This window comes from Microbacterium sp. NPDC090225 (genome assembly GCF_044772365.1).
GTDB lineage: Bacteria > Actinomycetota > Actinomycetes > Actinomycetales > Microbacteriaceae > Microbacterium.
Map to the genome: position 1 here is coordinate 942258 of NZ_JBIVYS010000001.1, position 12064 is coordinate 954321.

General features: G+C 67.2%; 9 protein-coding genes. 6 read left to right on the top strand and 3 right to left on the bottom strand.

What is annotated here, in order from left to right; genetic code table 11:
- Nucleotides 1–35: 35 nt before the first annotated feature.
- Complete coding sequence (gene galE / locus ACIQTT_RS04655; protein ID WP_402786669.1) at nt 36–1043, bottom strand: UDP-glucose 4-epimerase GalE; 1008 nt, start codon at nt 1041–1043, stop codon at nt 36–38.
- Between the two features lie 157 nt (nt 1044–1200).
- On the opposite strand from galE, the gene ACIQTT_RS04660 reads away from it, so the two are divergent.
- The 6 genes from ACIQTT_RS04660 to ACIQTT_RS04685 all read left to right on the top strand — a co-directional run bounded on the left by ACIQTT_RS04660 (nt 1201) and on the right by ACIQTT_RS04685 (nt 10512).
- Nucleotides 1201–3114 carry a glycosyltransferase gene (locus tag ACIQTT_RS04660; RefSeq protein ID WP_402786672.1) on the top strand — a complete coding sequence of 638 codons (1914 nt, stop codon included), beginning with the start codon at nt 1201–1203 and terminating at the stop codon, nt 3112–3114.
- On the top strand, nt 3111–4073 hold the full coding sequence (locus ACIQTT_RS04665; protein WP_402786674.1) for a glycosyltransferase: 963 nt from the start codon (nt 3111–3113) through the stop codon (nt 4071–4073). Before ACIQTT_RS04660 ends, ACIQTT_RS04665 begins: the two co-directional genes overlap by 4 nt.
- A complete protein-coding gene (locus ACIQTT_RS04670; RefSeq protein ID WP_402786676.1) occupies nt 4073–4666 on the top strand; it encodes a hypothetical protein in 594 nt (197 codons plus the stop codon). The genes ACIQTT_RS04665 and ACIQTT_RS04670 overlap by 1 nt, the downstream gene beginning before the upstream one ends.
- Nucleotides 4667–4785: 119 nt before the next feature.
- A complete protein-coding gene (locus ACIQTT_RS04675; RefSeq protein ID WP_402786679.1) occupies nt 4786–5799 on the top strand; it encodes a rhamnan synthesis F family protein in 1014 nt (337 codons plus the stop codon).
- Entirely contained in the window at nt 5783–8893 is a 3111-nt protein-coding gene (locus ACIQTT_RS04680) for a glycosyltransferase (protein WP_402786682.1), read from the top strand. Before ACIQTT_RS04675 ends, ACIQTT_RS04680 begins: the two co-directional genes overlap by 17 nt.
- Nucleotides 8890–10512: an ArnT family glycosyltransferase gene (locus tag ACIQTT_RS04685; RefSeq protein ID WP_402786685.1), complete on the top strand. Its 1623-nt coding sequence runs from the start codon at nt 8890–8892 to the stop codon at nt 10510–10512. The genes ACIQTT_RS04680 and ACIQTT_RS04685 overlap by 4 nt, the downstream gene beginning before the upstream one ends.
- Nucleotides 10513–10537: 25 nt before the next feature.
- On the opposite strand, the gene ACIQTT_RS04690 is transcribed toward ACIQTT_RS04685, so the two are convergent.
- Entirely contained in the window at nt 10538–11272 is a 735-nt protein-coding gene (locus ACIQTT_RS04690) for an ABC transporter ATP-binding protein (protein WP_402786688.1), read from the bottom strand.
- Entirely contained in the window at nt 11272–12063 is a 792-nt protein-coding gene (locus ACIQTT_RS04695; RefSeq protein ID WP_402786691.1) for an ABC transporter permease, read from the bottom strand. The genes ACIQTT_RS04690 and ACIQTT_RS04695 overlap by 1 nt, the downstream gene beginning before the upstream one ends.
- Nucleotide 12064 lies beyond the last annotated feature (1 nt).

Consider the following 12064-nt stretch of genomic DNA (forward strand, 5'->3'; position numbering starts at 1 on the left):
CAGGCGCCTCAGCTCGATCAGGCGCCTCAGCTCGATCAGAGCGAGTCGGACGCGGCGCGCACGGCGGGCAGCTTCGCCGCCCAGTCGAGGGCATCGCGCACGCCGTCGTCGGTCGATCGCTCCGCACGCCAACCGAGCAGATCGTGCGCCCGCTCGACGATCGCGAACGCTCCGGCCTGGTCCCCCGCGCGACGCGGCGCTTCGACGACCGGGAGCGGCTCCCCCGTCACCCGCTCGAACGCGGCGACGAGCTCTCGGACGGTGACGCCGTCGCCCGTTCCGAGATTGATCACCCGGTAGGGATCGGGCGTCGTCACGATGTCATCGAAGCGCTGCACGGCGGCGACGTGGGCGAGGGCGAGATCCCAGACGTGGATGTAGTCGCGCAGGCCGGAACCGTCGCGCGTGGGCCAGTCGGTGCCGGTGATCGTGAACGGCACGCCCTCGGCCTTCGCCTGCATGATCTTGCCGAGCGCGTGGGTCGGCCGCGGGTTCTGGAGTCCCGTGCGCAGACGGGGATCGGCGCCGATCGGGTTGAAGTAGCGCAGAGCGATCGCACGGAAGTCGCCGGCGTCCGCCGAATCGTGGAGGATCTGCTCGACCATGGCCTTCGTCGAGGCGTACGGGCTCGACGGCGCGAGCGCCCCGGACTCGTCGACCCCGCCTCCGGTCTCGGCCTCGTAGACCGCGGCGGAGGAGCTGAACACGATCCGATCGATTCCGGCCGCGCGCAGGCGTGCGAGGAGCAGCACCGTCTTGCCCACGTTCGTGTCGTAGTAGCCGAGGGGGTCGTCGACGGACTCCGGTACGACGATCCGAGCAGCACAGTGCACCACGGCGTCGATGTCGGGGTGGTCGGCCAGCACCCGGTCGAGGACCGCGGCATCCGCGATGTCGCCGACGTAGAGCCCGCGCCCTTCGCCGAACGCGCGCAGCCCCGTCGACAGATCGTCGATCAGGACCGTCTCGATCCCGGCCTCCAGGCACGCCGTCGCGACAGTCGATCCGATGTATCCCGCACCGCCGGTGATCAATACCTTCATCGCCCGCCATCCTATCCCGCGCCCCCGACACCACCCGGGACGCGGCCGCTCTCCGCGGATCCCGAGGTGGCGGAGGGTAGGCTACTCACTGCTCGCAGAGTCCACTGCTCCGCCCGTCCGGCGGCAGTCGGCGCAAACCCCTCCGGAGAACTCCCCCGTGGCCCACGTCCTGCAGAACGTCGTCTTCCCGCTCGATCGCGACCCCGACCTCCTCCCGCTGTACGCCGACCCCGAGACGTGGTCGGTCATCGAGAACGAGCCGGTGCGCGTGTCGAACCGTGCGCATCTCGGCAACATCCTCGGCCGCCACCGCGCCCGCATCGTCGCGGGTCGACGCGTGTCGCTCGGCACGTACTTCAACGCGTTCCCCGCCTCGTACTGGCAGCACTGGACGAGCATCCGCCAGGTGCAGCTGACCGTCCGCACCAGCGGATCCGCCACCGTCCTCGTGTACCGCTCGAACGGCTCCGGTGTGCGTCAGCGCGTCGCCACGAGCGAGGTCACCGGCGAATCGTCGACGACATTCGACCTCGAACTCACCCAGTACAGCGACGGCGGATGGCTCTGGTTCGACATCGTCGCCGACGAGAGCAACGTCATCCTCGAGGGCGCGGAGTGGACCACCGACCAGGAGCCGGCCCGCACGGGCAAGGCCTCGCTGGGAATCACGACCTACAACAAGCCCGACTACTGCATCGAGACCCTGCAGGCTCTCGCCGCATCGCCCGATGCGCTCGAGTTCGTCGACCGCATCTTCCTCGTCGACCAGGGCACCCAGCTCGTCGCGGATCAGGACGGATTCACGGAGGTCGCGGCAGAGCTCGGCGAGACCCTCCAGGTGATCCGGCAGGCGAACCTCGGCGGGTCCGGCGGCTTCGCCCGTGCGATGCACGAGACCCTCCAGCGCCCGGAGAGCGACTTCGTGCAACTCCTCGACGACGATGTGCGCATCGAGCCGGAGTCGCTGCGTCGTTCCGTCGTCTTCGGGCAGTACGCCACGAACCCGGTGCTCGTGGGCGGCCACATGTTCGATCTGCTCGACCGACCCAAGCTTCACGGCTGGGCCGAGGTCGTCGACGAAGCGCCGTTCATGTGGCGCAACCTCTACCAGGAGGAGATGCCGCACGACTTCGGTGTCTCCAACCTGCGCCAGTCTCCCCTCCTGCACATGCGCATGGACTCCGCTTACAACGGCTGGTGGATGTGCCTCATCCCCCTCGACGCGATCCGCAAGGTCGGCCTCTCGCTCCCCGCTTTCATCAAGTGGGACGACGCGGAGTTCTGCCTGCGTGCCGGCGAAGCGGGGTTCCCGACGGTGTCGATGCCGGGCGTCGCTCTCTGGCACGTCTCGTGGGTCAACAAGGACGACACCATCGACTGGCAGGCATACTTCCACGCCCGCAACCGCATCGTGGCAGGGCTCATCCACTCGAACGCGCCGAAGGGCGGGCACCTGATCCGTCACAGCCGTCGCGTGGACCTCAAGCACCTCATGATGATGCAGTACTACCCCGTGGCCCTCCGCGCGCGCGCCCTGCGCGACGTGCTCTCCGGTCCGGACCACATGCAGCGCACGCTCGCGACCGCGATGCCCGCCGCCCGCGCCCTGTCGTCGGAGTACCCCGAGACGGTCATCCACAAGGACCCGTCGGCCGTGCTGCACTCCCGTCGTGGACGACAGGTCTTCCAGCGGCAGCGCTCGCGGCACGAGTACGACAGCCCGAGCGGTCTGGCACTGCGCAAGTTCACACTCACGACGCTGATCGCGCACTGGCTCCACAAGCCGAACCCTGCCAACGTGGCCCAGCCCGAGGTGGAGTTCGGTAAGGACGACGCGCACTGGTGGCGCCTTCCGGTCTTCGACAGCGCACTCGTCAGCACGGCCGACGGGTCGGGCAAGAACATCTACACGCGCGACCGCGCGAAGTACCGTCGGATGCTGCGCGAGAGCGTACGCCTTCACGCAGAACTGCAGCGCAGGTGGCCGGAGCTGCAGAAGCAGTACCGCGATGCGCTGCCCGGACTCGTCTCGCCAGAATCCTGGGAGCAGATCTTCGAGGAGCAGGCATGACCGCGGCATCCGTCGCCTTCGACCCGGCCGCGGCGACGATCGTCATCGTCACCTACAACCGCTCGCACCTGCTCACCGGGTTGCTGGAGAGCATCACGGCGATGGACCCGAAGCCGGGTCACGTCGTGATCATCGACAACGCATCCGCCGATGACACGACCGAGGTCGTGGAGTCGTTCCGAGCGGGCATCGGCACCGAGATCGTCTACCGCCGCCTCGAGACGAACACCGGCGGATCCGGCGGGTTCAGCGAAGGCATGCGCACGGCGTACGAGCTGGGCTCCGAGTGGATCTGGATGATGGACGACGACGTCGAGGTCATCCCCGACGGTCTCGCGAAGATGGGCACCTGGTCCTCGCGGTTCAAGAGCATCCAGGGACGCCGCTACGACTACGACGGCAGCGAGTTCTACTGGCAGTACCGGATCGCCGAGCGCATGGGCATCCCGATCCCGTTCGCACCGTCCGGCTTCGACGCGTCCGGGTTCAAGGAGATGAACAGCGGATGCTTCGAGGGCATGTTCATCCACCGCTCGATCGTGAAGCAGATCGGCTTGCCCGACCATCGCTTCTTCATCTATTGGGACGACCAGATGTACGGGTGGCTGGCCTCGCGCCTCACGACAGCCGTGATCGTCGATGAGTTCGTGCTGCGGCGCACTCGCGAGATCAAGCAGTGGGACATGGGCATCCGGCACATGAACGCCTCGAGCAACGCCTATCGCTTCTACATCATGCGCAACCGCGCCCACATCAAGCACTACTACCGCATCCACGACAACTACAACCCGGTGCTCTTCGGCCTGGGCACGGCGATGACCTTCGCCAAAGAGCTGATCCGCCTGGTCTTCGTGGAGCGCACCGTGCGCGGGACCAGCAATCTGTTCCGCGGTCTCAAGGAGGGGCGGAAGATCTCCCGGGATCGCTCCTGGCAGCCGATGTCGCCCCTGGAGGCGTGATGTCGAACACCCCTCAGCCGGAACTGCGCTGGGCCCCCATCCCGCCCAAACCGAAGAGCCGCGCCCGTATCTGGATCATCATCGGTTCGGTGATCCTGGCCCTCGCGATCGTCGCGGCACTGCTGTGGTTCTTCCTGTTCCGCGGCGAGACCCCGGACGGCGCCCCGTCGCCGTCTCCGTCGTCCTCGGAGACCGCGAGCCCCTCGCCGTCGGGCGAGCCCGATCCGGGAGCCTCCGAGAATCCGTCCGAGGAGCCGGGCACTCCTCCGGTTGCGCCGGCGCCCGACCTCTCCGCCTTCGTGGCGCAGGTCCAGCCGCGCCTCGATGACGGCGTCCGCGGCCTCGATATGCTCGCCCAGCTCAGCGGGCAGGATGCCGTCGGAGTCGTCGATCAGCTGCAGCAGGACGCCCAGCGGCTGGCGGAGACGACACCTCCCACCTCGATCTCGGACTCCTGGTTCACCGCCGTCTCGGAGTACTCCACCGCGCTGACCCAGGTCCGCTCCACCGCCGAGAACGGCGGGAGCACGGCGGACTCCGTGACGACGGCTCGCGAGCGGCTCCAGACGCTCCGAGGACTCCTCGGGATCTGATGCGGCTTCGGCCTGCGAAGCGACCAGTAAACTGCACTTTTGCGCATGATGCGCCCCACGCGCTTCGATCGGACGAAGGATACGGACATGGCTGAGCGGAAGACCACCGGAGAGGACGCATGACGAAACGGCTCGCGCTCGTCGCACACTACGACCCGCGTGGCGAGGCGGCCCCGCACGTCCTCCGTCAGCTCGACGAACTCGGATCCCAATTCGACGAGGTCGTGCTGGCGACGACCGTCGACCTCTCCCCGGCCGCGGCAGCGGCGATCTCCTCGCGCGCGACGTTGATCCGGCGCGCGAACTACGGGCACGACTTCGGATCGTGGCGGGACTGCCTCGAGCGCTTCGATTGGGCACAGTCCTATGACGAGGTCCTCTTGACCAACGACTCCTACGTCGGATTCTTCCGCCCGCTGGGTGAGGTCATGCAGACGATGCGCACGCGGCCGGTGGAGCTGTGGGGCATCACGCAGAGCGCACGACACTCGCCGCATGTGCAGAGCTACTACCTGCACTTCACGAGCGAGGCTCTCCACTCCCTCGCCTTCCGCCGTTTCTGGACGGACTCGAAGCCGGCTCCGGACCGGCAGAGCGCCATCCAGTTCCAGGAAGTCGGCATCAGCCGCGCGATGTCCGAAGCCGGCTATCGTTTCGGCGCCTACTTCGACCCGACGCGCGACGAACGACTGCGCGCCACTCGTCGCGGAGTGCACTGGCTCCGTCAGCGTAGGAAGCGCTTCCCCGCACGGTTCGACACGCTCGAGGACGGATACTTCGACGTGCGAGCGTGGCGCGACCCCGCGCAGGCCGACAACCTCAACTGGTCCAGTGCGTTCGCCGACTCCAGCCTCGATCACGGGCGACTTCCGCTCATCAAGCTCGACACGCTGCGGTACGACCCGTACTGGCTCGGCGCCGGCACTCTCCTCGACGATCTCGAGAAGAAGTACCCCGCCCAGATGGACGGCGTGCGCGAGTACCTGCTCGCGACGCAGCCGTACTACAGCCAGCGCCGTTACGAGAACTACGGCTTCGCGCGCCTGAACGCCGTCGAACGCCTCGTCTTCGGATACCGCGCCCCGCGGACCCTGAACAAGAGAGGACGCTCGTCCGATGTCGTCGATTCGTGAGATCTCGCGCCTCGCCCGGCGTGTTCCCGTCGTGCGGGACGTACTGGAATCTTCAGACCCGCGCCGTCGCGCGGAGCGACTGGCGCGAACGGGGATCATCGATGCCGCGCTCTACGCGGCTCAACTCGGAGTGCCCTCTCTGACCGTCGAGCAGGCGGCGGCACATTACGCGGCCGAAGGGTTCCGCTGGGGATACACGCTCAACGTGCTGACGGATCCGTATGTGATCCGTCGCGCGATGATCCGCACGGACCGTCCTGCCCTCTACGACTACTTCAACTCTCAGGCGTGGCATGCGAGCACGAGCGGGGCATGGAGCGTTCGACGCTATGCGGATGAGCACCCCGAGTCCCTCGAACACCCTGCGGGCCCGGTGGGACATCTCTGGGAGCGGGTGACGCGCGACCCGGAGACGGAGATCATCGTCGAGTCGGGCGGCGTTCGCTCGATGCCGTGGTCCGAGATCTACCCCGTCCTGTTCGCTGCGACGGCGGAGTGGGCTGCCCTCCAGCGCGATCGTCGCAACCGTTATCCGCGCACGGAACTCGAGCACGCGGAATCGCTCGACGTCGCCGAAGGCGCGTCGGGTGCGCGTGCCAGCATCATCATGCCGGTGTGGAATCGTGGCGGAGCGATGCGCAAGGCCGTCGATTCGATCCTCGCCCAGTCCTGGGAGGACTGGGAGCTGCTGATCATCGATGACGGTTCGTGGGACGACACGGTGGCCGTCGCCGAGCTCCTGTCGAAGCGTGACTCCCGTATCCGGCTCATCCGCCAGGATCACCTCGGTGTCTGTGCCGCGCGCAACGCGGGCATCGCCGAGGCGACAGGCGAGTTCATCGCCTTCCTCGACAGCGACAACACGTGGAAGCCCCACTTCCTGCGCGACATGGTCACGACGATGAAGCGAGAGTCGCTCACGAGCGCATACGCCACGATCGCCCTCGACGACGGCGAAACCGTGCGTTTCCGCTACGGGTCGCCCGATCCGAAGAGCCTCATCCTCGGAAACTCGATCGATCTCAACACTCTGGTCGCGAGGAAGGACGTCGTGCTCGAGGTCGGAGGATTCGACCCGACTCTGCGTCGCGCCGTGGACTACGACCTGATCCTCAAACTCGCCGCGCACTCCCCGATCACGCACGTCCCGACGCTCGGCGCGCACTACGACAACTCCGAGGACGCTGCCGACCGCATCTCGACGACCGAAGCGATCGGATGGAACACGTCCGTTCGCCTTCGCCACTCCGCGATCGAACCCTCCAGCCTCGTCGGCGACGCGACGATCGTGGTGCTCCTGCAGCGACACGACTTGACGTTGCACGCGAAACTCGCCCGTCTCTCAGATGCCCCCCAGGGCACCGAGGTGCGTTTCGTCGGCGTCGGTGTACGCCCCGACGAATGGCGCCAGATCCGGGCTGCGACGCTTCACCGCGACGGTACGTCCGCCGCCCTCCATCAGGACGGCGAGCCCTTCGCGTACGTCGTCGACCGGGAGCTGCATCGCAGCAGGAGCGCCGTCTTCGCCGTGATCGATCCCCGCTCGACCTTCAGCGAAGAGGCTCTCCTCGCGCTGATCGACGAGGTGGCTTCGAACGCCTCGGATGCTGTCATCCCGCTCACCCTCGGATCCGACGGCACGGTCGAGAGCGTCGGATCGATGCTGGTCGGTGCGCACGGTTCTCCCGTCGCGATCCTCGGCGGCCACCCCGCTGAAGACGCTCGACGACTCGGTACGCGGGTCGCCCTCAGAGCGCTCTCCGGGCGGAGCTTCGCCATAGCCCGGGAACTCCTCGATTCGATCGGCGGAATCGACCCGCTCCTCTACAACGAGCACGAGCTCGCCGGCCTGGCTGGCGGGCTGGCCGGGCGCCACCTCACGGCCCGAACGGATCTCACGTTCACGCAGCTCGACCGACCGCGCGAGTTCACCGTCGTCGATCCGACGGGCACGAACAATGCTCTGCGAGCCCTCGCTCTCCCGGTGGATTCGTCCGATGCCGAAAGCGCCTACGCGCGAGCAGGGTTGCGCATCGCACACTGGCGCCGAGAGGTTCCTGCACCCCTCGAACCCCACGAGATCGGCAAGTCAGCCGCACTGCCCGCTCCGCTCATCCCCGTCGTGACGCGCGACCGGGGGGACATCGAGATCGACGGACGTGCTGTTCCCCGTCTGCGCTGGGCGATCAAGACCGCCTCGCCGGCAGGACCTGCGGGCGAGACCTGGGGCGACACCCACTTCGGGAGGTCCCTCGCCGCGGCACTCGAATCCCTCGGCCAGGAGACCGTCGTCGACGCCCGCGAGGCGCAACGCCGTGAGACCGACTACCTCGACGACGTCGTGATCCAGCTGCGTGGTCTCGACATCTACTCCCCCTCACCCGCCGCGCTCTCCTACCTCTGGGTGATCAGTCACCCGGACATGGTGAGCAGAGGCGAAGCGCAGCGTTTCGACCGGGTCTTCGCCGCTTCCCTGAGCTGGTCGGCCCAGCAGTCCGAACGCTGGGGCATCCCTGTCGAGGCGCTGCTGCAGTGCACCGATCCCGAGCGCTTCCACCCGGAGGACAGCACGGAATCGACGGGCAGAGGCGGACCGCTCTTCGTCGGCAACAGCCGGGGCATTCCGCGACCGACCGTCATGGAATCCGTCCGAGCAGGACTCCCCCTCGAGCTCTACGGAGGCGACTGGGAGCGGTTCCTGCCCGAAGGCGCCATCACCGGCGAACGGGTCGACAATACCGACCTCGGACGCCTCTACTCCTCGGCATCGGTCGTGCTCAACGATCATTGGGCCGACATGCAGCGCGAAGGGTTCATCTCGAATCGCTTGTTCGATGTCGTTGCGGCTGGAGGGCGCGCGTTCAGCGACGACGTTCCGGGCATCGACCAGATCTTCGGCGGAGCGGTGCAGACCTACGACGCGGTATCCGAGATCGTGCCGTTCCTCGAGAGCGATCTCGACGCACGATTCCCGACGGACGACGCTCTGGCGCTCATCAGTGAGCGCATCCGAGAAGAGCACTCGTTCGCGGCGCGCGCCCGCATCCTCCTCGATCACGCGATCGCCGATCTCGCTGCGCAGGGCCGGCGGTGAGCGCGACCGAAGCCCGCGCAGCGCGGCGTCGCCTGCATCGTCCGGACCTCATCGGTTGGGGGCTCTTCGCGGTCGTCATCGTCGGAGCGGCCGTCCGCTTCGGCGGCATCGGATGGGGCCTGCCGTTGCCGCTGCACGCGGACGAGTGGGTCGTCGTCGAGGGTGCCATCGACATGGCGCAACGGAACTCCTTCGCCCCGCCGTTCTTCTTCCGTCCTGACCACCTCGAGACGCAGCTCAGCTACATCGTCTACCAGGCATGGTCTCACCTCTTCGGAGGCGGAACCCCCGAAGCGCTCTTCGCGGTCGATCCGGCGCCCTTCTACGCCCTCGCGCGGGCGACGACGGCGACCCTCGGCACGGCATCCATCGTCGTCGCCTACTTCATCGGCAGCTCGTACACCCGCACGGCCGGCCTGTGGTCGGCGTTCGCGATCGCGTTCTTCCCCCCGTTCGTCGAGCATTCCCGCTACGCGACGCCCGACGTTCCCCTGGTCTTCGCGGTGCTCCTGACGATCCTCGGGGCCGTGCGCTACATCCAGCGCGAGAGCTGGCCCTGGCTCGTCTTGGCGTCGGCCGGTGTGGCCATCGGCATCACGGCGAAATATCCGGCCGTCGCGGCCACGTCCACCATCGCGGTCGCCGTGGTCATCGCTTCGATCCGGTCCCGCCACTACTGGCGGATCCCGGTGCGTGGGGCCGCGGCGATCGTCATGGTCCTCGGCTTCACGTTCGCGCTGTCGCCGACGCTGTTCACCAATTTCTCCGAGGTCCGCGCCCAGCTCTTCCAGCAGAACTCGACGGGGCACCTCGGCGCCGATGGGTTGGACTGGTCGGGGAACGCGCTCTTCTACGCTTCCTCGTTCCTCAACAACGGCGGCATCATCATCGTGCTCTTCGCCGCCGCGGGTCTCGTCGCCGCCGTCGTCGGACGACGATGGGACATGACCCCCCTCCTGACCGGCCTGGTCTTCTGGGTGGCCATCTCCGTGCTCACCCTCCATTGGGACCGCTGGGGCCTGCCGATGTTCATCACCCCGCTTCTGCTCGCAGCCGTCGGGCTCGATGCCGTCTGGCGCTGGACATCCACGCGCGGCCGCGTGCCGCGGATCATCGTGGGCGCCCTGGCGGCGGTATCCGCGGCATCGCTCCTCCTGGCTTCCTTCGCCCAACTCGCCGTTGCACTCGCACCGGATACCCGGCAGACCTCAGCAGCAGACCTTGCCGATCGTGGAATCGACGCCGACGACACGTTTTACGACGGCTACACACCGTTCCGAAGTGACGGTCCCCGAAATCTCGCCGCGGAGCTCATGGTCGTCGACGGCGCCGTCACCCCTCGTGAGGGGATCGACTCGTTGCCGTACATCCTGACGTCGTCGTCGATGGTCAACCGCTATCTGCGCGCCGACAACATGCCCGAGGAACAGGCCGTGTACTCGGCGATCCAGCAGCTCCCCGTCGACACGCAGTGGAACAGCGTGGGAATCGCCCCCGCCTCACCGTGGGAGCCCGTGCGCATCTGGCAGAGCATCGACTTCCTCGCGAAAGTAGCCGGCGGAGCGAACGGCGGGCCTCAGCTCATCCTGTACCGCACACCGGAGCCGTCGACGCAGTGACCAGCTGCCCCGGCCCGCTCTGAGATCAGGCCGGGGCGCTGTCGGCGTTGTACCGGTCGAGCACGTCGCCGATCGGCCCATCGAGCACGAGCGCACCCTTGTCGAGATAGAGACCGCGCTCGCAGAACCGACGCAGATCCCGCTCGTTATGACTCACGAAGAAGAGCGTGCGCCCCTCGGCGAGCAGTTCGTCGATACGTCGATAGCACTTCTCGCGGAACGCCTTGTCGCCGACGGCGAGCACTTCATCGACGAGCAGGATGGGCTCCTCGAGCTGCGACACGACGGAGAACGCAAGACGCACCTTCATGCCGTTCGACAGGTGCTTGTACGGGGTGTCGAGGAAGTCCTGCAGCTCGGCGAACTCGATGATGCCGTCGAAACGACGCGAGATCTCGGCGCGACTCATACCGTGCAATCCCGCCGTGAGACGCACGTTCTCGCGCACGGTGAGATCCCCGACGAAGCCGCCGGTGAGTTCGATGAGTGGAGCGACCCCCTCGTGAACGTCGACGCGTCCTTCGTCGGGCAGGAGGACCCCGGCCACGAGCTTGAGCAGCGTCGACTTTCCTTGGCCGTTGCGGCCGACGACGCCGATCGATTCGCCGGGCTGCACCGTGAACGAGACGCCCCGGAGCGCCCAGAACTCGCCGGGACGCTTGCCACGGCCCTTGCCTCCGAAGAGATCCTTGAAGCTCCGGCGGCCCCGTCGATTGCGACGGAAGCGGACGCCCAGATCGACGACCTCGATCGCGCTCATCACAGCTCCTTCAGGACGGCGGGCTCGAGACGCCGGAAGACGAGGATGCCGAGCACCAGCACGATGGCACTGACCAGCACCGCGCCCAGGATCTCCGTGGGATTCCACTGGTCGGGGAAGAAGGCGACCCGGTAGAGGCCGAAAATACCGAACAACGGGTTGGCCGCAGCGAACTCGCCGAAAGCACCCGGAAGATCGGATCCCGCGTAGATGATCGGCGACGCGTAGAACAGCACCCGCAGGATCAGGCGCGTGGTGCGCTCCAGGTCGGCATACAGCGCGCAGAGCGGCGCAACGAGAAGACCGAGCCCCACCAGCAGCACGGCCTGCAGCAGGATCGCGACCGGGAACCACAGCAACTGCCACGACACCGTCGCGCCGGCGAAGACCGCGAAAGCGGCGAGCACCGGCAGCGAGCAGAGGAACTCGATCCCCTTGCTCAGCACGATCCGGTTCACCCAGATCGAGCGCGGGATCGCCGTCGATCGCACGAGCTTGGAGTCTCGGCTGAACGCGCGGGTGAAGTCGGTGACCGCCGAGTTGAACCACACCCAGGGCAGCAGCGCGGAGATGAGGAAGACGATGTACGGCTGCTCTCCGACCGTACGGGAGAAGACCTGGGTGAAGACGAACCAGTAGATCAGGCTCATCAGCAGCGGGTCGAGAACCGACCACAGATATCCCAGCCAGCTCGTGGCGTAGCGCACGCGGAGATCGCGTGCCGACAGGAGCCAGAGGGAGTGCACGTAGCGGCGCGCCGAACCCGGCGCGCCGATCGAGGTCTCGCTCATC

Bases quoted from the DNA above. Each gene is read 5' to 3' on its own strand.
- galE (WP_402786669.1), bottom strand. From the start codon at position 1,043: ATGAAGGTATTGATCACCGGCGGTGCGGGATACATCGGATCGACTGTC.
- ACIQTT_RS04665 (WP_402786674.1), top strand. From the start codon at position 3,111: ATGACCGCGGCATCCGTCGCCTTCGACCCGGCCGCGGCGACGATCGTC.
- ACIQTT_RS04670 (WP_402786676.1), top strand. From the start codon at position 4,073: ATGTCGAACACCCCTCAGCCGGAACTGCGCTGGGCCCCCATCCCGCCC.
- ACIQTT_RS04675 (WP_402786679.1), top strand. From the start codon at position 4,786: ATGACGAAACGGCTCGCGCTCGTCGCACACTACGACCCGCGTGGCGAG.
- ACIQTT_RS04680 (WP_402786682.1), top strand. From the start codon at position 5,783: ATGTCGTCGATTCGTGAGATCTCGCGCCTCGCCCGGCGTGTTCCCGTC.
- ACIQTT_RS04690 (WP_402786688.1), bottom strand. From the start codon at position 11,272: ATGAGCGCGATCGAGGTCGTCGATCTGGGCGTCCGCTTCCGTCGCAAT.
- ACIQTT_RS04695 (WP_402786691.1), bottom strand. From the start codon at position 12,063: ATGAGCGAGACCTCGATCGGCGCGCCGGGTTCGGCGCGCCGCTACGTG.